The 20,217-nt window shown below is 62.7% G+C and carries 22 protein-coding genes and 1 tRNA gene; 18 read left to right on the top strand and 5 right to left on the bottom strand.

The features are described 5' to 3' along the window. Nucleotides 1-304: 304 nt before the first annotated feature. The 8 genes from CDQ91_RS00005 to CDQ91_RS00035 all read left to right on the top strand — a co-directional run bounded on the left by CDQ91_RS00005 (nucleotide 305) and on the right by CDQ91_RS00035 (nucleotide 4,951). Nucleotides 305-523: a hypothetical protein gene (locus tag CDQ91_RS00005; RefSeq protein WP_088470676.1), complete on the top strand. Its 219-nt coding sequence runs from the start codon at nucleotides 305-307 to the stop codon at nucleotides 521-523. Between the two features lie 86 nt (nucleotides 524-609). After that, nucleotides 610-1,662, top strand: a complete 1,053-nt coding sequence (locus CDQ91_RS00010) for a phage major capsid family protein (RefSeq protein WP_144036642.1) — start codon at nucleotides 610-612, stop codon at nucleotides 1,660-1,662. Further along, a complete protein-coding gene (locus CDQ91_RS00015; protein WP_088470678.1) occupies nucleotides 1,659-2,402 on the top strand; it encodes an HK97 family phage prohead protease in 744 nt (247 codons plus the stop codon). Before CDQ91_RS00010 ends, CDQ91_RS00015 begins: the two co-directional genes overlap by 4 nt. Further along, complete coding sequence (locus CDQ91_RS00020) at nucleotides 2,399-2,749, top strand: hypothetical protein (RefSeq protein WP_088470679.1); 351 nt, start codon at nucleotides 2,399-2,401, stop codon at nucleotides 2,747-2,749. Before CDQ91_RS00015 ends, CDQ91_RS00020 begins: the two co-directional genes overlap by 4 nt. 201 nt (nucleotides 2,750-2,950) lie before the next feature. Continuing rightward, the gene (locus CDQ91_RS00025) at nucleotides 2,951-3,301 is read left to right on the top strand and encodes a P27 family phage terminase small subunit (RefSeq protein WP_088470680.1); all 351 of its coding nucleotides are present in this window, start codon (nucleotides 2,951-2,953) and stop codon (nucleotides 3,299-3,301) included. Between the two features lie 234 nt (nucleotides 3,302-3,535). Further along, complete coding sequence (locus CDQ91_RS00030; RefSeq protein ID WP_088470681.1) at nucleotides 3,536-3,802, top strand: hypothetical protein; 267 nt, start codon at nucleotides 3,536-3,538, stop codon at nucleotides 3,800-3,802. 623 nt (nucleotides 3,803-4,425) lie between these two features. Then, nucleotides 4,426-4,566: a hypothetical protein gene (locus CDQ91_RS21170; protein ID WP_158213577.1), complete on the top strand. Its 141-nt coding sequence runs from the start codon at nucleotides 4,426-4,428 to the stop codon at nucleotides 4,564-4,566. A 76-nt stretch (nucleotides 4,567-4,642) separates the two neighbouring features. Next, complete coding sequence (locus tag CDQ91_RS00035) at nucleotides 4,643-4,951, top strand: hypothetical protein (RefSeq protein ID WP_088470682.1); 309 nt, start codon at nucleotides 4,643-4,645, stop codon at nucleotides 4,949-4,951. Between the two features lie 406 nt (nucleotides 4,952-5,357). Here the strand turns inward: CDQ91_RS00035 and CDQ91_RS00045 are convergent. After that, nucleotides 5,358-5,447, bottom strand: a tRNA-Ser gene (locus tag CDQ91_RS00045). A 213-nt stretch (nucleotides 5,448-5,660) separates the two neighbouring features. Here CDQ91_RS00045 and CDQ91_RS00050 point away from each other — a divergent pair. From CDQ91_RS00050 to mazG, 10 genes are all read left to right on the top strand, one after another. Continuing rightward, a complete protein-coding gene (locus CDQ91_RS00050; RefSeq protein WP_237245799.1) occupies nucleotides 5,661-6,656 on the top strand; it encodes a lytic murein transglycosylase in 996 nt (331 codons plus the stop codon). Continuing rightward, complete coding sequence (locus CDQ91_RS00055; RefSeq protein WP_088470685.1) at nucleotides 6,640-7,608, top strand: septal ring lytic transglycosylase RlpA family protein; 969 nt, start codon at nucleotides 6,640-6,642, stop codon at nucleotides 7,606-7,608. Before CDQ91_RS00050 ends, CDQ91_RS00055 begins: the two co-directional genes overlap by 17 nt. Nucleotides 7,609-7,619: 11 nt before the next feature. Beyond that, nucleotides 7,620-8,843, top strand: a complete 1,224-nt coding sequence (locus CDQ91_RS00060; protein WP_237245748.1) for a D-alanyl-D-alanine carboxypeptidase family protein — start codon at nucleotides 7,620-7,622, stop codon at nucleotides 8,841-8,843. Next, nucleotides 8,840-9,466 carry a dTMP kinase gene (tmk, locus tag CDQ91_RS00065; protein WP_088470686.1) on the top strand — a complete coding sequence of 209 codons (627 nt, stop codon included), beginning with the start codon at nucleotides 8,840-8,842 and terminating at the stop codon, nucleotides 9,464-9,466. The genes CDQ91_RS00060 and tmk overlap by 4 nt, the downstream gene beginning before the upstream one ends. Next, nucleotides 9,463-10,431 (top strand): DNA polymerase III subunit delta', encoded by a 969-nt coding sequence (locus CDQ91_RS00070; protein ID WP_237245749.1) that lies wholly within the window; start codon nucleotides 9,463-9,465, stop codon nucleotides 10,429-10,431. Before tmk ends, CDQ91_RS00070 begins: the two co-directional genes overlap by 4 nt. A gap of 63 nt (nucleotides 10,432-10,494) precedes the next feature. After that, nucleotides 10,495-12,069 carry a methionine--tRNA ligase gene (metG, locus tag CDQ91_RS00075; protein ID WP_088470688.1) on the top strand — a complete coding sequence of 525 codons (1,575 nt, stop codon included), beginning with the start codon at nucleotides 10,495-10,497 and terminating at the stop codon, nucleotides 12,067-12,069. Beyond that, nucleotides 12,069-12,845, top strand: coding sequence for a TatD family hydrolase (locus CDQ91_RS00080; protein WP_088470689.1), 777 nt, complete (start codon nucleotides 12,069-12,071; stop codon nucleotides 12,843-12,845). The genes metG and CDQ91_RS00080 overlap by 1 nt, the downstream gene beginning before the upstream one ends. Nucleotides 12,846-12,858: 13 nt before the next feature. Then, nucleotides 12,859-13,623 (top strand): MBL fold metallo-hydrolase, encoded by a 765-nt coding sequence (locus CDQ91_RS00085; RefSeq protein ID WP_088470690.1) that lies wholly within the window; start codon nucleotides 12,859-12,861, stop codon nucleotides 13,621-13,623. Continuing rightward, the gene (locus CDQ91_RS21175) at nucleotides 13,620-13,796 is read left to right on the top strand and encodes a hypothetical protein (RefSeq protein ID WP_158213578.1); all 177 of its coding nucleotides are present in this window, start codon (nucleotides 13,620-13,622) and stop codon (nucleotides 13,794-13,796) included. The genes CDQ91_RS00085 and CDQ91_RS21175 overlap by 4 nt, the downstream gene beginning before the upstream one ends. Before the next feature lie 64 nt (nucleotides 13,797-13,860). Next, entirely contained in the window at nucleotides 13,861-14,634 is a 774-nt protein-coding gene (gene mazG / locus CDQ91_RS00090; RefSeq protein WP_088470691.1) for a nucleoside triphosphate pyrophosphohydrolase, read from the top strand. On the opposite strand, the gene hflX is transcribed toward mazG, so the two are convergent. From hflX to CDQ91_RS00110, 4 genes are all read right to left on the bottom strand, one after another. Next, the gene (gene hflX / locus CDQ91_RS00095) at nucleotides 14,612-15,958 is read right to left on the bottom strand and encodes a GTPase HflX (RefSeq protein ID WP_088470692.1); all 1,347 of its coding nucleotides are present in this window, start codon (nucleotides 15,956-15,958) and stop codon (nucleotides 14,612-14,614) included. The two genes, mazG and hflX, sit on opposite strands and share 23 nt — an antisense overlap. A 20-nt stretch (nucleotides 15,959-15,978) precedes the next feature. After that, nucleotides 15,979-16,482, bottom strand: a complete 504-nt coding sequence (gene hfq / locus CDQ91_RS00100) for an RNA chaperone Hfq (protein WP_237245750.1) — start codon at nucleotides 16,480-16,482, stop codon at nucleotides 15,979-15,981. Between the two features lie 118 nt (nucleotides 16,483-16,600). Continuing rightward, nucleotides 16,601-17,980, bottom strand: a complete 1,380-nt coding sequence (gene ntrX / locus CDQ91_RS00105) for a nitrogen assimilation response regulator NtrX (protein ID WP_088470694.1) — start codon at nucleotides 17,978-17,980, stop codon at nucleotides 16,601-16,603. Then, entirely contained in the window at nucleotides 17,970-20,210 is a 2,241-nt protein-coding gene (locus CDQ91_RS00110; protein ID WP_237245751.1) for a sensor histidine kinase, read from the bottom strand. Before CDQ91_RS00110 ends, ntrX begins: the two co-directional genes overlap by 11 nt. Nucleotides 20,211-20,217 lie beyond the last annotated feature (7 nt).

Below are 20,217 nucleotides of genomic sequence, written 5' to 3' on the forward strand. Positions count from 1 at the left end.
GCACAACCTCCGCTTCACGCAGCTTGCCAATAATCTCTTCCGGGCGATGCTTCTTGCTCGGCATTCATAATCTCCTTCGTAATCCAAAATATCATCAATTTTGGACCACTCAGAAGGGGGCAGATCACTCGCGCAAAGCATCCAACCATGGGAGTTTTGACACTATGAATGCCAATAGATTTGACCCCGCCGAATGGATTGCCCGCTGGCGCGCTGCGGGCGGTTGCCGGAGACTAACCAGGTGAGAGCCTGCCCGCACTGTCACGGCACCGGCATCGCGCCGCAACTGGTGGCAGGATCGTTCATGGACGACTTGCGCCGTACGATCAGCGAGCGCGGCATCTGGATTTCGGCGGACCACTATGTGCGCGAAGCCGATGCGGCAACCCTGATTGGCCATGCTCCTAAGACGCTGGCGAACTGGCGCTCAGGTGATGGCCGGTTGCCATCAATCAAGCGCGCCGGACGTCCGATCTACGCGCTCGCCACCTTGGCCGAATATCTGGAAAAAGCCTCAAAATAGTTTCCCGCAACCCCCCGCAGCCACCCGTAGCCACCCTGAAACGGCGCCACCGATCGGCTAAAACATCGGCAGAATTGGAGGTGATTATGACTGTTTCTAGCTTGCCGAAAGGCTCAACTTTCGTTCGTTATGCGATGGCGCTGGCTGTCGGAAAAGACGTTGGCAACGCCGCTGCCTATGCGGCATCGCGCTGGGGCGAAGGCTCGCAAGTGCATCGCATCTTGAAAGGGGCGGTCAGCGCGGGCGATACCGCAGGCTGGGGCGAAGAACTGGTGAGCGAATACGGTGCCGCCGCCGCCGATTTTCTGGGTCTGGTACGCGAGCGCACAATCATCGGGCGCCTGCCGGGCCTGCGCCGCGTTCCCCCGCTGACCCCGTTTTTGCGCGTATCGTCGGGCGCGACTGCATCGTGGATTGCCGAGGGCGGCGCCATGGCGATGCGCGGCATGACCTTCGCGCGCGATTCTTTGGAAACGCTCAAGATTGCGGCGCTCACCGTTCTTACCGAAGAACTCGCGTCCAGCGCCGACCCCGCCGCCGAAAGCATGATCCGCGCTGATTTGATTAGCGCCATCGTCGAGGCGAGCGACACCGCGTTTATCGACCCGGGCAACAGCGGCACCCCGGGCGAACAACCCGCCGCCGTCACGAACGGCATAACCGCTGTAACGTCGGGCGGCGATTTCACGGAATCGATTGAAACCCTCACCCGCACGTTCGCGGGCGACCTGACCGCCGCATATTTCGTCGGGAGGCCCGAATTGTTCGTCCAGATTTCGGGCATCGAATATCCCAACATCGGCGCTCGCGGCGGTGAGATTGCAGGCATCCCGGCCCTTGCATCGCGCTATGTGCCGATGGGCGCAGGCGACACCTATGACCTTGCCCTGATCGATCCGAGCGGCATCACCTATACATCGGACGAAGCCGGGACCGAACTCAAGACCGCCCGCCATGCTTCGATCCAATTCGACGACGCCCCGACCATGGATTCGGTAGAGCCAACCGGCGCGAATATGATCAACCTTTGGCAAGTAAACGGAACGGCTATCGCCGCCTTGCTGCGCCAGAACTGGATCCGGACGCGCCCCGGCTCGGTGGCATTGCTGACCGGCATCGCGGCGGGATCGGCGTCATGATGATCCGGGCCTATTCGACGCTGGAGATTAAGCGGGCGCCCGGTGCTGCCCGTGAAATTTCTGGCCTAGCTTCGACGCCATCGCTTGATCGCGCCGGGGATATTGTCTCGCCTGAGGGAGCGGAATTTACGCTGCCGTTGCCATTGCTCTGGCAGCACGACGCATCGGCACCGATTGGCCGCGTGACGCACGCCAATGTTTCGGCAAAGGGCATCGAATTTCGCGCCCGCATTGCCGAGGTTAAAACCCCCGGTCGCCTTAAGGACCGTCTCGACGAGGTATGGGATTCCATTGAGGCCAATCTCGTTCGCGGCACCAGCATCGGCTTCCAGCCGTTGGACTGGAAAGCCCTGCCGACTGGCGGGCGCAACTATACCCGATGGTCCTGGCATGAACTCAGCGCGGTCACGATCCCATGCAATCAGGAATGCTCAATCGAGACAATCAAGGCGCTCGACCGGCAGTATGTCATGCGCGCGACGCGCGTCGTGAAGCTCGAACGCCCGGTCTCCAACGCCGTGGTTGCCGAACTCGACCGCGTCGTGAAAGGAGAGGGAGCCGACGAGATGCTTGCGCGCTCGCTTGGCGCCGCCGTCGCGACGACCGACGAATGTCTTGGCCAGCTCGACCAGCGCATGACGACTGTGGAGGCGTTGCTTAATCCCAAGGCTTTGGCCGCGATGACGCCCGACGAATTTCTCGCGCATCGCCGCGCCCTGCGCCGCATCGGTGCCGCATGACGCGCGCCCGTGACATTATCGACGTCAGCCTCGACGAAGCCCCGCGCATCGACATGGCAGTGGCCTATGCTGATTTGCGCTACCTAGTATTGGAACAGCGCGGCATCGACATTGACCGCTCCGACGTTCTCGCCATGCGCATCAAGCGCGTGAAGGCTACCGGCAACAGGCAGATGCAAGCGTTCGTCGTCGGCCCGAAACACGCCAGATCACCGCGCGAATTGATCGAACAATCTTTTATCTCGCTATTCGGCGAGGTTACGGTCGAAATGGCCGAACATATGACCGCCGCCGCCCGTGAAGGGTGCCGTGCCAGCTTTGCCGCACCGATCCACCATGCGGCTTGATTGTCTACCCCGTCCATCTGGGGACCGCGCAAGCCATCCTATTGGCGAAGCGCAGGGTGCCGCCGCTTTGATCCTTGATCGGCGGCACCCACCGGGGGGGGCGATTGAACTTTCAGACCTAAACCCTTCTCTGGCGCTGGGGAACTGTAACTTTCACAAACGGCGCCCCGGTTCGTCCCGCCCGCGCGAGGGGGGTGAGCCATGACCACTGTTGAACCGCCCGCCCACCTGTCGCCCGACGCTGCCGCGTGGTGGCGTGACGTGCTGCGCGACTATACGCTCGAACCCCACCATTTGCGGTTGCTGCAAGCGGCTTGCGAGGCGTGGATGCGAATGCGGCAGGCTGGTGAGGCCTTGACCGCGCACGGTGGCCTGACGTTCACCGATGAGCGGGGAACGATCCGGGCGCACCCCGCCGTCGCAATGGAACGCGACGCGCGCACCGCCTTTGCCCGCCTTGTCCGTGAACTTGATTTGGACACCGGCGCGCCGAGCGAGGCACCGCGCCCGCCCGCGCTCCTATCGAACAGGAGGGGCGCAAATGCCGACTAAGCGCCGCGCAGCAAAAACGCGCGAATATCCGTTGAACCCCGACGTCATCGCGGCTTTTGTCGCTGGTGACGAAAAGGCGATCCGCCAGCTTTGGGGAATAAAGCCGTGGCAGCATCCATCGCCAATCGAGGCGACCGGGCCTTGCCCTTATCCAAGCGGCACAGGTGGCGCTCATTGGTGGCCGATAGCTGTCAAGCTGCGCAGTGAACTTGCCGACGCGGCAGGGGGTGAGCCATGCCGGTAAAACGAAGGCTCGATAAGCGCCGCCCCGATGACGCGAAGGCCTATCCAGTTTGGGCCGCTATCTTCGATTGCGGGCGAGACTTTTTTGACGAGCTGCCCGAAATTGGCGTTGCATGCGACAAATACGGCAAGCCCGACCGCGATGCCGCGCAAGCCGCATGGGAGCGTTTCGGCGCCCGCTGGTTAGCCGAGCATCCCCATGACGAGCCGCAATGGGCAGAGCGGGAATTTGGGCGCCCGTGGGATGCGGCAAACTGAGCGTAACCAAATTTTCACCAATCCGCGGCAAATGCGTGCCAACCCCGCCGCTGCGCGACCCATGCGGCGGGGCCACCTCACCGAATCATTGCGAACAAGGCGAGAACATCGTTAGCGTCGTCCAATGGGCAATCGAGGACGGCGAGACATTGGATGGGCGCCGACACTTGGCAAGATGCTGGCGCTAGGAGTTAAGGCGTTCGCTTGCTGCTCACGGTGCGGACGCCAACAGCCAATCGACATTGCCGCGCTGATCGAAAAGGTCGGCCCTGACTTCTGCCTTCACAACCGGCGCAACAAGCCATGCAAGTTGAAACCCGGCTGCCGGGGCTATACCTACTTCTCAACCGATCGATGGGGCGGCATCATCACCCCGTTTCGCGACGAGGCAACTGGCTACAGATGGCTATCGGAGATCAATCATGATTTATGAGGTGCGCGGCCCCGATCCCGATGGCGACTGGTTCGTCGTGCTGGTCGATGGGGATGATGAAACTGCGATCGATGAGACTGGCCCTTGGCACTGTCAACGACCCCATCGCGCATAAGATTGTGGAGTTGGCATTTGCGGACACGCGAACCACCCTCAATGTCCAAAGCGTTCTGCGCCGTCGAGGTTTGATATGAGCGCCCACAAGACGACGGTCGATGCGGCGTTAGTCTGTTTAGGTCTTGCGGTGATCGCGGGTGCAATGTGGTTTGTCATGTCGCTGATCGATCTTGCGATCAACGTGATGAGGCTGGCTCCTTTGGGAGCAATTTGATGTCTGCGTGTCGAGAAATGGCCCCGTTGCGAAGTCTTTGAGCGTGAGGCACAATGAAGGTAGGGGAGGGCATGCAATGACGAACAGGGCAATTAAATCTACCGCAGTGGCGTTAGCAGCGACAGGCGCTGTGTTTGCGAGCTCGTGCAGCCAGACGCCGCTTGAGCAATGCATTGATGCGCAGATGGCGGCGTGGGAGCAGGAAGTGGAGGCCTACGAGGAGCGGCGGAACCAGCCAAAAGTCGACCGAAGCAACGAACCGCCGGTTGAAATAGGGGGCGTTCTTATCCCTGCAAACATAGTTCCGGATTTTCAGGACGTGCCGTTGGACCAAGAGCACGCCGAGGCAGCCGCGAACATTAAATGCGGTAAAGTATATGGGTGAGAGATCCGCTGATGGTAGCTTCAAGTCTGGGCCACTTCGCATTGGATGGATCGCTCTGGCCGGGTTCTCGCTCGCAAGCTGCGACCAGCGGCCCAACCAATGGGATGCGTTCATTTACCCGAATGGCAATGACCTGACTACATCCAAGACCATCAAGGGATTTAAGACGTTCGAGCTATGTCAAAGCGCGGCGATAAGCGAGCTGCGGTCGCTTCCTGATCCAGACAGGGGCGATTATGAATGCGGCTACAAATGCGAATTCGACCCGAACATCGATATCCACGTCTGCAAAGAGACGCGGCGCTGATCGAAACCTGTCGCAGCTAAAATACAAAAAACATCGGGTAGGGCATCCCTTATGGCACGACAGAAAAATGAAGTTAAGTAGCTGATTTCATTGGAGGGGTGGCGGACAGGGTGGGATTCGAACCCACGGTGAGCTTGCACCCACGGCGGTTTTCAAGACCGCTGCCTTAAACCACTCGGCCACCTGTCCGTTGCCCGACGCCATAGCGTCCGCACGTCTCGCAGCAAGCAAAAACCTTGCGGGCTCCATCCGCCGCGCGAATGACTCGGCTTGCCTTGTCCCCGGGTGGCCAAGGCGCGTGCATCTATGCCAGACATTGCTTATGGGTGGGACATGACACGCGCTAGCCAATTCAGAACCGGACGCCTTTTCTCTTCGTTGGGCGTCATCCTTTCGGCATGGATGCTCACGGCATCGGCGCCGCTCCACGCGCAAAGCGGTGACCCCGCTTTCGATAATTATGTCCAGTCGCTGTGGCCCAAGGCGCAGGCGCGCGGCGTGTCGCGCACGACGTTCGACCGGGTGACCGCAGGGCTGCGTTATAACCCGCGCGTCATCGCGCTCGACCGCGACAATCTGGGCAGCCCGCCAAGCAACAATACGCCGATCCCGGCCTTCGCGCCCTATAAGGCGAAGCATGTCGATGCCGCGCGGATCAACGGCGGCCGCCGCGTCCACGACCGGCTGTTGCCTTTGCTGTCGCGGATCGAGCAGCGCACCGGGGTTCCGACCAGCATCATGATCGCAATATACGGGCATGAAACCGCCTATGGCCAGGTGACCGGCAATTTCGACCTGCCCGAGGCGCTCGCGACGCTCGCCTATGAAGGCCGCCGGCGCAGCCTGTTCGAGCCCGAATTCCTCGCGACGCTGCAAATGGTCGAGCGCGGGGTGCCGCGCAGTGCGCTGAAGGGCAGCTGGGCAGGGGCCTTTGGCTATCCGCAGTTCCTGCCGTCGGTCTATTTGGCTGTAGCCGAGGACGGCGACGGCGACGGGCGCGCGAACATCTGGTCGAGCGAAGCCGATGCGATCGAATCGATCGGCGCCTATCTGCGCCGCGCCGGATGGCGTGCCGGACAGCCGTGGGGTGTCGCTGTGCGCGTCCCCGACGGGTTTAACCGCGCGCGCGTCGCATCGCGCCTCGCCCCCACCCGCTGCGCGCGCGTGTTCGAACGCCACAGCCGCTGGCGTTCGATGGCCGAATGGCGCGCTGACGGGATTCAGCCGGTCAGCGGCAACTGGCCCGACGGAAAAGTCCAGGCCGTGCTTCTCGAACCCGATGGCCCCGGAAAAACCGCCTATTTGTTGACCGGTAACTATCGTGCGATATTGGATTATAATTGTTCCAATTTTTACGCACTTTCTGTGGGGTTGCTGGCGGATGAAATCGATCGTTAAAAGCGGGGCGCTGATCGCCGGGGCCATGCTGCTGCTCGGCGGCTGTGCGCGTGTTGACGGCAAGCGTGAGGCAGGACCGGTTCCGGTGACGAATGGCGTTGTCGACGGCGCCGCCACGCTTGGCGCGCCCTTCACGATCGGCGGCGTCACTTACACCCCCGCAGATATCCCTGATTATGACGATGTCGGCTATGCGGGTTTATATGGCGACGAACGCGCCGGGCAGCCGACCGCGATTGATGAGAGCTTCGATCCCGCGGGGATCAGCGCCGCGCACAAGACCCTGCCGTTGCCGAGCTATGTCGAAGTGACTGCGCTCGATACCGGACGGACGATATTGGTGCGCGTCAACGATCGCGGGCCGATGGTCAATGATCGGCTGATCGACCTGTCGCGCGGCGCAGCCGAACAGTTGGGACTCACCGGCGAGGTTGCCGCCGTGCGTGTACGCCGGACCAACCCGCCCGCGTCCGAAAAGGCGCAACTGCGCGCGGGTAAGCCCGCGACGGAACGGATCGCGACGCCGGATTCGCTGCTCGCCATCCTGCGCAACAAGATGAAAGCGCTGCCCGTTCCCGCGAAAGCGCCGACTGCCGCTGTCACGGCGCAACCTGCGGCCCCGATTGCGTCGGGGAATATCAAGCCCGGTGCCGATCGCTTCGTCATCGAAGGATCGGGCCCCAAACCCGCACCAGCGATCAAACCAGCCGCACCGCCCACCGCAAAGCCCGCGCCCGCCTCCACCGGCAGCCATATCGTTCAGGTCGCGGCGTTCAGCAGCGAGGCCCGCGCCAACGCCGCCGCCAAATCGGTCGGCGGTACGGTGACCAAGGCGGGCAATTTGTGGCGCGTGCGCATCGGCCCGTTCGTCAGCGACGCCGACGCGCGGGCCGCGCTCGGCAAGGCGAAAGTCAAGGGGTTCGGCGACGCTGTGATCATGCGCGACCGGTGACGATCCGGCGCATGCGGCACACGAACATCATGATGAAGGGCGGGGCGGCGGCACTCGCCGCGCTGGCGCTTGCCGCCGCGCTGCCCGCAGCATCGGCGGGCAGCAAGAAAGGCGCTCCCGCACCGGTCAGCCGCCCGCTCTATATCACCCAGGCGCCGATCGTGATGCTGAAGGACCTCGATTCGGGCGCGATCCTCTTCTCGCGCGGCGCCGACAAGCGCTTTGCACCCGCTTCGATGGCGAAGGTGATGACCGCCTATGTCGTGCTCGACCTGATCAAGAAGGGCGAATTGTCGCGCGACAAGCCATTCACGATGACCGAGGCGATCTGGAAGAAATGGAACGGCAGCCGCGGCGGGTCGACGATGTTCCTGCGCCCCGGCGAGAAAGTGACGGTCGACGAGCTGCTCAAGGGGCTGATCACCGTTTCGGGCAATGACGCAGCGGCGCTCCTCGCGGTCGGGATCGACGGCAGCGAAGAGGAATTCGTCAAGCGAATGAATGTTGTATCGAGCAAGATTGGTATGGCGTCGAGCCGGTTCGGCAATCCCGCCGGCTGGCCCGATGGCGGGGTGACCAAGGTCAGCGCCGCCGACCTCATCACGCTCGCCGACCGGCTGATCCGCGACCATCCGGGTGGATATGCCCGTTATTTCTCGATCCCCAAGCTCCAGCACGGCAAGGCGCCGGGCGGCGAACCGATCGTCCAGTCGAACCGCAATCCGATCTTGGGCCGCTTCGTCGGTGCCGATGGCCTCAAAACCGGGCACACGGCCGAGGCGGGCTATTGCTTCCTCGGCTCGGCGAAACGCGATGGGCGCCGCCTGATCATGGTGGTCGCCGGCATGGGCAGCGAAAAATCGCGCCGCGACGAGGCCGAACGGTTGATGACCTGGGGTTTCGAACAATGGGAGGGGCGCGAACTTGTCCCCGCAGGCGCCAGCCTTGGCCGCATCGATGTAGGGAAGGGTGCTGCGCCGACCGTCGCCGCCGAAACCGGCATGGCGGTCCGCATGACGGTTCCCAAGGGCTATGCCGGCGGCTATCGCGCCGTCATGCGCACCCAAGCTCCGCTATCCGCGCCGGTCGTACGCGGAACACCGATCGCCGATCTGATCGTCACCCCCGACGGCTTGCCGCCACAGACGACGCCTTTGCTCGCCGCGGCCGATGTCGGCGCGGGCGGCGGGTGGGCGCGAACGCGCACCGGATTTTACCGGCTGACCGGCCTGTGAGCGGGCGTTTCATCACGCTCGAGGGTGGCGAAGGGGTCGGGAAATCAACCCAGATTCGCGCACTCGCCGCAGCGCTCGCCGCGTATGGCATCGAGGTTGTCGCGACGCGCGAGCCCGGCGGCAGCGCAGGCGCTGAAGCGATCCGCACGCTATTGATGGAGGGCGCCGACGATCGCTGGGACGCGCGCAGCGAGGCCCTGCTCTTCGCCGCCGCACGCGCCGACCATGTCGCGCGGACGATCCGCCCGGCGCTGGAGCGCGGCGCTTGGGTGATCTGCGACCGCTTCGTCGATTCGACCCGCGCCTATCAGGGCGGCGGCGGCGGCATCACCGACGCCGACATCATGGCGCTCCACGGTTTCGGCTCGCAGGGTCTGCTCCCCGACCGCACCTTCCTGCTGACCGTGAGCGCCAACGAGGCCGCGCGGCGGCTGTCGGCGCGCGATGCCGACGGTGCCGACCGGATGGGTAGCAAGCCCGCCGACTATCAGGCGCGCCTCGCCGCGCGCTTCGTCGATATGGCGGCGTCCGAGCCGGATCGCTGGCGCGTCATCGACGCCGATGCGCCCGCCGATACCGTGACGGCAACGATCCTCGCCGAACTCGCCGGGTGGCTGCCATGATCGGACATCAGGACGCGACCAGCGCCTTTCTGGAGGCGTGGCAGGGCGGGCGGCTTCATCACGCCTGGCTGCTCGCCGGGCCGCAGGGGATGGGGAAGGGGGCCTTCGCCGCGCGCGTCGCGCGTTTCCTCGTCACCCATGGCAGGGCCGGCGGCGGGCAGGCGGTTGCGCTCGACGATGTCGGCGATGGCGCTGCGGCGCGGCTCGTCGATGCGGGCAATCATCCTGAAATCCTGTCGCTGACGCGCCAGCCGAAGGACAAGAGCAAGGACCTCGCGCGCAACATCACGATCGATCAGGTGCGCCAGATGATCCGCCGCCTGCACCTGTCGCTATCTCTCGGTGACTGGCGCGTAATCATTGTCGATGCGGTCGACGATCTCGAGAATGACGGCGCCAACGCGCTGCTCAAGACGCTCGAGGAACCCCCGGCGCAGACCCTGTTCCTGCTCGTCAGCCATTCGCCGGGGCGGCTGCTGCCGACGATCCGGTCGCGGTGCAGAACCTTGCGTTTTCAACCTGTTGCCACTGACGTCATGACGACATGGCTGCACGAATTGCGCCCGATGCTCGAGATGCCCGAAGTGCGCGCGATCGCTGCGGCGTCGGGCGGAGTTCCGGGCAAGGCGATCGCGCTGATCGACAGCGACGTCGCTGTGATGGAAAAGAAATTGCGCGCGATCGCGGCCGGCGGCGACCCCGGAAACCGGCTGCGCGAAGCGCTGGCGCGCGAAGTCAGTGGCGTCGCCAACCGCACGCGGCTCGAACTCGTCATCGACATCGTTCCCGGCCTGCTCGCCGAACTGGCGCGCGAACGGCCGGTGGCGGAGATCGGGCCGATACTCGCACAATGGGACCGGGTACAGCGCACTGTCCGCGATGCGGTGCGCGGATCCTATGACGGCGCGATGGTCGGTTTCGAGATCGGCAACTGCCTGGCCGAACTCGCGCCGCGAACGAGATAGCGCCGCCTTCGCGGGGGCGACGATATACTTCCCCTCGCGCGCGCCAGCGGCTAAGGCGCGCGCATGTCTGACCCATATTATATCACCACCGCCATCAGCTATCCCAACGGCCGTCCGCACATCGGCCATGCTTATGAGGCGATCGCCACCGACGTCATGGCGCGGTTCCAGCGCGCGCGCGGCCGCGACGTCCGCCTGATCACCGGCACCGACGAACATGGGCTGAAGATGGTCCAGACGGCGCGCGCGGCGGGCCGCGAAACGCTCGATTTCGCTGATGAAATATCCGGATATTTCCGTGCGATGTGCGATGGGCTGAATATCAGCTATGATAATTTCATGCGCACTTCCAGCCCCGCGCATCACGCCGCATCGCAGGCGCTGTGGCGCGCGATGGAGGCAAAGGGCGACCTGTATCTCGACCGCTATGAAGGCTGGTATTCGGTCCGCGACGAGGCGTTTTACGACGAAAGCGAACTCACCGACGGTGAAGGCGGCGTTCGCCTGTCGCCGCAGGGCACCCCGGTCGAGTGGACCGCAGAGGAAACCTGGTTCTTCCGCCTGTCGGCCTATCAGGACAAGTTGCTCGCGCTCTATGCCGAACAGCCGGATTTCATGCGCCCCGACAGCCGCCGCAACGAGGTGCTGCGCTTTGTTGAGGGCGGGCTGAAAGACCTCAGCGTCTCGCGCACCAGCTTCGACTGGGGCGTGCCGGTTCCGGGCAGCCCTGGGCATGTGATGTATGTGTGGGTCGATGCGCTCACCACCTATTTGTCGGGCATCGGTTATCCCGATCTCGAGGGCGATTTCGCGCGCTTCTGGCCCGCCGACATTCACATGATCGGCAAGGATATCGTGCGATTTCATACGGTTTACTGGCCTGCCTTCCTGATGAGTGCCGATTTGCCGCTGCCCAAACAAATCTTCGGCCACGGCTTCCTGCTCAACCGCGGCGAGAAAATGTCGAAGTCGCTCGGCAATGTCGTCGATCCGATGGCGCTCGCCGAACAGTTCGGCGTCGACCCGATGCGCTATTATCTGCTCCGCGAAGTCAGCTTCGGGCAGGATGGCACCTTCTCCGCCGAGGCGATCGTCCGTGCGACCAATGCCGATCTCGCCAACAGCTTCGGCAATCTGGCGCAGCGCAGTTTGTCGATGATTTTCAAGAATTTGGATGGCACTTTATCGGCCGATTATACGCCAGCGCAGGATGATATTGACCTGCTCGCCGACGTTGGCGACATGGCTACGGTTCGCCTGCCGCGCGAATTCGAGCAGCTCGCTTTCTCGCTGGGGATCGAGGATTGGCTGCGCGCGGTGTTCGCGTGCAACCAATATGTCGACACACAGGCGCCGTGGGCGCTGCGCAAGACCGACCCGGACCGGATGCGCGCGGTGCTGATGACCTTGTTCCAGGTCGTCCGCACGCTCGCGATCGCGATCCGCCCCGTCGTGCCGGCGGCGGCCGACAAATTGCTCGATCAAATGGGGATCGCCGCCGATGCGCGCGATTATGAGGCGCTGGCTGACAATGACTGGTTCGCGAAGCTCGCGGCGAGCGACTTCGTGGTCGGCCAGCCGGTGCCGATCTTCCCGCGCCTCGAACTGCCCGAAGGGGAAGGGGAGGACGCCACCTGATGCTCGTCGATTCGCACTGCCACCTCAATTACAAGGGCCTGGCCGAACAGCAGGATGAGGTGCTGGCGCGCGCACGCGAGCGCGGCGTCACCGCGATGCTCAACATCGCGACGCGCGAAAGCGAATGGGACGATGTGCTGGCCGCGGCCGAAGCGAACACCGATGTCTGGGCGAGTGTCGGTATCCATCCGCACGATGCCGACCAGCATCCCGATATCGACACCGAGAAGCTCGTCGAACGCGCCGCGCACCCGCGCGTGATCGGGATCGGCGAAACCGGGCTCGACTATTATTACGACAAGAGCGACCGTGTGCGGCAGCAGGACAGTTTCCGCCGCCATATCCATGCGTCACAGCAAACGGGGCTTCCGATCATCGTCCACACCCGCGATGCCGAGGAAGATACGCTGGCGCTGCTCGGCGAAGAGATGGGCAGGGCGAGTTTCCCCGGCGTGATCCATTGCTTCACCGCGAGCGACGATTTCGCGCGCAAGGCGCTCGACCTCGGGCTTTATATCTCGATTTCGGGGATCGTGACCTTCAAGAACGCCGCCGAGCTTCAGGCGACCGCGAAATGGCTACCGCAGGAGCGGCTGCTGATCGAAACCGATTCCCCCTTCCTCGCCCCGGTGCCGCACCGCGGCAAGACCGGTGAGCCGGCGTTCGTCGCCGACACGCTGGCGTTTCTCGCCAACTTGCGCGGCGAGGAGAAAGATGCGCTCGCAGAAGCAACAAGCGCCAATTTCTACACTCTTTTCAACAAGGCGGCGGCATGACGTCATATAGCGCATGAAGGTCCGCATCCTCGGCTGCGGCACCTCTTCGGGCGTTCCACGCATCGGCAATGACTGGGGTCAGTGCGACCCCGACAATCCGCGCAATCTGCGCAGCCGCGCCTCGATCCTGATCTCGCTCGGCGGTTTTCGGATTCTCGTCGACACCAGCCCCGACATGCGCCTGCAATTGCTCGATGCCGAGGTGGGTGAGGTCGATGCCGTCATCTGGACCCACGAGCATGCCGATCATTGCCACGGGCTCGACGACCTGCGCCAGATTATGCATTTGCGCCGTTCGGCGGTGCCCGCCTATGCCCGCGACCATGTGCTCGATATCCTGAAATGGCGCTTCACCTATGCCTTTGCCGGCAACGCAGGCTATCCTGCGTCGGTTGATCCGATCGAATTGATGGATCATCAATCGATTGGTCCCATTGAAGTGTCGGCGATCGAAATGCCGCACGGACCGATCAAAGCGACCGGACTGATCTTCAGCGACGGTGCGCACAAGATAGCCTATGCGACTGATTTTTCGAAGTTTACTGATGAAATGGTCGAGTTTTTCCAGGGCGTCGACCTGTTCGTAATCGATTCATTGCGCCGCTATCCGCACCCGACGCATCCGCATCTGGCGATGTCGCTCGCAGGCCTCGAAAAAGTCGGGAACCCGCGTGCGATCATCACCCACATGGACAATACGATGGATTATGACGATCTGGCGGACGAATTGCCGCCGGGCGTCGAACCGGGTTATGACGGGCTGGAGGTGCAGTTATGAATGGTGACACCGCGGTCGAAATGATCTGGTTCGCTGGCGCGTTCGCGCTGGTGCTGAGTTCGCTGCTCGCGCGGCGGCTTCCGATGAAAGACTGGATGAAGATGGCGCTCGCGTGGACCGCAATCTTCGGGCTCGTATTTCTGGTCATCCGGACCTGGCAAATATTTGCATGAGGCGAGAGGTTTTTCGGCTCGTGCACATAATAATTTAACATAATATATATTATCGGATAATCCTATGTCCAACGGCGTCCCGCAATCCCCCATTGATCGCCTGCGCGCGATCATGCGCCAGTTGCGCAATCCCGATGGCGGCTGCGAATGGGATCTCGCCCAGAATTTCGAAACGATCGCTCCCTATACGATCGAGGAAGCCTATGAGGTCGCCGATGCGATCGCCAGCGGCCAGCCCGACGCCATCTGTGACGAGCTTGGCGACCTGTTGCTTCAGGTCGTCTTCCACAGCCAAATCGCGACCGACCACGGCTTGTTTGGCTTCGACGATGTGGCCACCGCGATCAGCGACAAGATGGAGCGCCGCCACCCGCATATCTTCGGTGAAGCCAAAACCAACGACGTTCGGGTGCAATGGGAACAAATCAAGGCTGCCGAACGCGACGTCGATGGCCCGGCGAGCGCGCTCGCCGGCGTTGCATTGTCGCTGCCCGCGCTGCTCCGCGCGCAGAAACTGCAATCGCGCGCCGCGCGCGTCGGTTTCGATTGGCCCGACGTCGAAGGCCCTAGAGGCAAGATCGTTGAGGAACTGGCCGAAGTAGAAGCCGCCGCCAACGAACAGGAACGCACCGAAGAAATCGGCGACCTGCTGTTCGCGGTGGTCAATTACGCACGCCATCTCGGCGTCGATGCCGAAGGCGCACTCCGCGCTGCCAGCGACAAATTCGCACGCCGATTCCAGAGTATAGAAGATCGCGTTGGCGGAAATCTGACCGGACTGTCGCTCGATGCGCTGGAAGCGCATTGGCAAGCGGTCAAAGCGTCGGAGCGGAACTAGCAGTCGGCCACAGCCGCTCGAAACGTGCGCGGTCGGCGGGGTCGAGCCGAACGGTCAACCAATGGCCATCATCGGCAGGCTCATCGGTCAGTACCTCGCCGCGCGCGTGCAGCCAGGCCATCGCCTCGCCCTGCGCATAGCTCAGATATATCCGCTGCGTTTCGTGTAGCGCGGTCAATTGGGCCGCCATCAGGACGCGCGCCGCCTCGACACCCTCGCCCGTTACCGCCGATATCGCCGCAACGTCGGGACGCCGCGCCACCATTTCCTCGATCGCGGCGCGCTGGTCCGCATCGGCGGTGTCGATCTTGTTCCAGATTTCGATCTGCGGGATGGCGGCGGGCGTATCGCGATCCCCTTCCCCATCCTGCGGCCCGTTGACGCCCAGCGAGTCAAGTATCGCGCGCACATCGTCATATTGCGCGTCGCTGTCGGGATGAACGATGTCGCGGACATGGACGATCAGATCGGCGGTCGTCACTTCCTCGAGCGTCGCCCGGAACGCTGCGACCAGCTCGGTCGGCAGATCGGAGACAAAACCCACGGTGTCGGACAGGATCGCCTTGTCGATCCCCGGCAGGCGGATCTCGCGCATCGTCGGGTCGAGCGTGGCGAAGAGCATATCTTCCGCCATGACGTCACTTCCCGTCAGGCGATTGAAAAATGTCGATTTTCCGGCGTTGGTGTAGCCGACAAGCGCGACCACGGGCCAGGGCGCGCGTTGCCGCTTCGCGCGCTGAAGCTGGCGCGTGCGCCGCGCATCCTCCAGGCTCCGCCGGATGCGCGCCATGCGGTCGCGGATCATTCGACGGTCGGCCTCGATCTGGGTTTCGCCGGGGCCGCCGAGGAAGCCAAAGCCGCCGCGCTGGCGTTCAAGGTGGGTCCAGCTGCGCACCAGTCGCCCCGCCTGATAGTCGAGATGGGCGAGTTCGACCTGCAGCCGCCCCTCGGCGGTTGCGGCGCGCTCGCCGAAAATTTCGAGAATCAGCCCGGTACGGTCGATGACCTTGGTTTCGAACGCGGTTTCCAGATTGCGCTGCTGGATCGCGGTCAGCGCCGCGTCGACGATCACCAGCTGGACATTTTTCGCCGCGATATCGGGCTTGATCGCCTCAATCTGTCCAACGCCGAGCAGGGTTGCGGCGCGCGTCTGTCGCAGGCGAAGCGGGTGGACGCCGACGACGTTCAGCCCGATCGCAATGGCCAGGCCCCGGGCCTCTTCGGCGCGCGCATCCAGATCGCGCGAGAGGCGCTGGCTGCGCCATTCGGGCACAACCAGCAGCGCGGCGGCGCCGCGCGTAACCTCTTCTACGCTATCCGTCATTCTGGGGGTCTGGGGATCGATCAGGCGTCGTCCGCTTCGCCGTCGGTTTCACCGCTATCGGTAAGATTGATCGGACCGTTCGGCTGCACCGTCGAAATCGCGTGCTTGTAAACCAGCTGCACCTGCCGCTCACGCTCGAGCAGCATGCAGAACAGGTCGAACGCCACAATGTCGCCCTGCAACATCACGCCATTGACGAGGAACATCGTCACCGATTCATCCGACCGGCGCACGGCATTCAGGAACACATCCTGCAGCGCCTTGCCCTTGGTGGTCGGGACTTCGCGTATATTGTTGCCAAGCAGCGACAGATCGAAGTCATGCGATGGCATCACCGTCGAAATCGCATGCTTGTAGACCAGCTGCGACTGTCCATCGCGGCGGAGCAGCAACGAGAAATTGTCGAACCAGGTGATGATGCCCTGGAGCTTGACGCCCTTGACCAAAAACATCGTGACCGGTGTCTTGCTGCGGCGCAGGGCGTTGAGGAAAAGATCTTGGAGATTCTGATTTTTATCGGACACATTGGTCTCCTGTTCTTGGCGGCAAAGCCGCATTGCGATTCCGGTTGATCCGGTGTCTTTGGTCTTCTGAGCAAGCAATATGCTGCAAAGTGCGCCGCAGGTCTAGGGCTTGTGCGCCCTATCCCTCGTTATCCGAACTCTCGGTAAGCCCCAAAAGTTTCAGTTTGCGGTGCAGCGCCGACCGCTCCATGCCGATAAATGTGGCTGTCCGCGAGATATTGCCCGAAAAACGGTTGATCTGAATACGTAAATACTCGCGTTCGAAATTCTCCCGCGCTTCCTTCAGCGGGATGGCAGTGATCGATTCACTGTTGGGCAAAATATCGGTCCCGCCGCGCACCAGCTCGGTCGGCAGCATGTCGGCGTCGATCCGCGCGAGCCGGTCGCTTGGGGCCAGGATCATCACGCGCTCGATAACGTTGCGCAGCTCACGCACATTGCCGGGCCATTCATGTGCCTGCAACGCCGCCATCGCATCAGAACTGACCTCGGGCGGCGGGACACGGCGATCAGCGGCATAGCGACGGATGAAATGATCGCACAGGCTGGCGACATCGTCGCGGCGCTCGCGCAGCGGCGGGATGTGCACCGGAACGACATTGAGCCGGTAGTAGAGATCCTCGCGGAACCGGTTTTCGGCGATTTCGGTAACGAGATCGCGCGCCGAACCTGAAATGATCCGCACATCCACGCGGATCATCGTTCGTCCGCCGACGCGATTGAAACTCTGATCGGTCAGCACCCGCAAGATCTTGCCCTGCGTCGTCAGCGGCATATCGGCGACCTCGTCGAGGAACAAGGTCCCGCCATGCGCCTGTTCGAGCAAGCCGACGCGGATCGATCCATCGTCCGCTTCCGACCCGAACAGTTCGATTTCAACCGTCTCCGGATCCATGCGCGCCGATGAGATGACGCGGAACGGCGCATTTTGTCGCCCGCTCCAACCATGTAGCACGCGCGCCGCGACCTCCTTGCCGACCCCCGGAGCGCCGGTGATCAGCACCCGGCTGCCTGTACCGGCGACGCGCTTCAGCGTTGCGCGAACATTGTTGATCGCGGCGCTAGTGCCGTTCAGTTCGTCGGACCGGCCCGATTTTTCGCGCAGCTGCTCATATTCAAACTTCAGCCGCTCATTTTCGGTCGCGCGCGCGACGAGGTGGAGCAGACGTTCGGCCTCGAACGGCTTTTCGATGAAGTCGAAGGCGCCGCGGCGGATCGCGGCAACCGCAGTATCGATCCCGCCATGGCCCGAGATCACGATGATCGGCAACGTCGGGTCGAACGCCTTGATCGCCTCGACCAGCCCCAGCCCATCGAGCCGCGATCCCTGAAGCCAAACGTCGATCAGCGCCAGCGACGGACGACGTTGACGAATGGCCTCCAGCGCGGCGTCGCTGTCGGACGCGGTCCGCGCTTCATAGCCCTCGTCCTCCATGACGCCGGCCACCAGTTCGCAAATGTCCCGCTCATCATCGACAATTAAAATATCAAGCGCCATAATCTTCTCTATCCTGCCGGTTCCTGATCCGCCCCGGTACGGATTCCATCTGTCCTGTAGTCATATCGGCGCCCTGCCCCGCGAGCGGCCGCAGCCGGTCGGGATGGAGCGTCAGCGTTACGCGCGTCCCCTGCCCCTCTGGATTGTCAGCGAAATCCAGTTCGCCATAATGTTGCTCAACGATTTTCTTCACGATTGCGAGACCAAGCCCGGTGCCGCCCTGGCGCGTCGTCATATACGGTTCGGCAATCGCTTCACGGGCTTCGGGAAGGCCAATGCCATCGTCGCTGACGCGAATGACCATCTCGCCGTCAGGCGTCAGCTCCAGCTCTGCACGGATATGGCCAACGGGCGTCGATCCGGGATTTTTTATTTTTTCTTCAATGGCTTCCACCGCATTTTTGACAATATTCGTCAACGCCTGCGAAAGAAGGCGGCGGTCGCAGACCAGCGGCTCGATTTCGTCCGCCATGCTGATCCTGAACGCAATATCGGGCTTTGCAACCTCGAACAGGAACACCGCCTGACGCAGGATGTCGCGAACATCCTCCACCCCGAAGGTTGGCTTGGGCATGCGCGCGAAGCTGGAAAATTCATCGACCATCCGCCGCATGTCGTGAACCTGTCGGATCACCGTATCGGTCAACCGACGGAAGGTCGCCTGATCACCCTCCACCTTGTCGCCAAAGCGCCGTTGCAGGCGCTCGGCAGCAAGCTGAATCGGGGTCAGCGGATTTTTGATCTCGTGCGCGATGCGCCGCGCCACATCGGACCAGGCGGCGCGGCGCTGATCGAGCAATTGCTGGGTAATATCTTCGAAGCTGAGAACGAAGCCTTCCCCCAGTGCGACCGTCTTCGCCGCGAGTGTTGCCGGTTCAGCGTCTTTGCGCGCCAGTTGCACGATGGCCTCACGTTCGTCGGCGGTCAGCAGGCGGGCGAGTTCGGGCGCGACATCGGCGAGCGATTGACCGGTCAGCGTCTCCGCCGGCTGGCCGATCAGCCGTTCCGCTGCGGCGTTAACCAGCAGGATGCGATGGTCGGTATCGACCGAAACGACCGCCGACGACACGCCGCTCAACACCGCTTCGATGAAGCTGCGCCGCGCTTCCAGCTGTTCATTGACGCTGACCAGCGCTCCGGTCTGTCCTTGCAACTGTTCGGTCATGCGGTTGAAGGCGCGGGTCAGCACCGAGATTTCGTCATTGCTGGCGGGCGGAGTCACGCGCACCGAAAGGTCGCCCCCCGCAGCGGTGCGCGTCGCGCCGATCAGCGTACCAAGCGGACGGACGATGCGGTCGGCAACGACGATCGCCGCCACAACGGCAAGCGCAAGGAGCAGGAGTGAGCCGAGGTAAAGCGCGCCGTTGAACTGCAACTGCAATTGCTGCGACCGCTGAAACAGGCCGTTATAATCGGCGAGCACGGTCCGCGCGCGCTCGAACTGCTGAAGCCCCAGAACATTGGCATCGCGCGAGGCATAGAGATAGGCGCGCCGGGGACCGGGAAGCCGGGTTGCAGCCTCGATCCGGTCCGACTGGCGGGCAACGACGACCTCTTCGCCCGCATCAAGACGGCTAACCATCGACGGCGAAATACGGTTTTCGGCGGCGCGATTGTCGGGATCGATCATCGCCGGCGTGCGCGCGACCCCGTCGCTGCCAATCTCGATAATCGCCGATTCATTCAGATTTCGGACGACCACCTGCTGGAGATAATAGTTGGAGAAATCGGGGTCGTCGATCGGCACGCGCGAGAGGAAACTGCCCAGATCTTTTGCCATGGCGATCGTGTTCGCGCCGACTTCGCGCTGATTTTCCTGATAATAGCCCTGCGCGAGGCTGGCGGCATTTTCGAACATGCCGCGCGATCGGTCGGAGAACCAGAAGTCCACGCCATATTGGAACAACAGCGAAGCAAAGATCACCACCAACAGCGTCGGCGCTGCGGCGATAAGCGAAAATAGCGCAACGAGCCTGACGTGAAGGCGGCCATTGCCGCCCGCCATCGATCGCACCGCGCGGGCGCGGGCGACGCGACTGCCGACAAGCACGATCAGCGCCATGGCGGGAACAAGGTTGGCGACCATGATGGCCGCAACGAGCGCCGGCGTGAGCAGCCGTTCGCTCTGCGCATCGCCCGTGACGAAAATATAGGTCGCGATCGCGACGCTGATGATGACCGCCAGCGTATAATATTCCGGCGCGGCGAACTGCCAGCCGCTGGAACGCACATCCGGT

It is taken from the genome of Sphingopyxis witflariensis, from assembly GCF_002205635.1.
Lineage (GTDB): Bacteria > Pseudomonadota > Alphaproteobacteria > Sphingomonadales > Sphingomonadaceae > Sphingopyxis > Sphingopyxis witflariensis.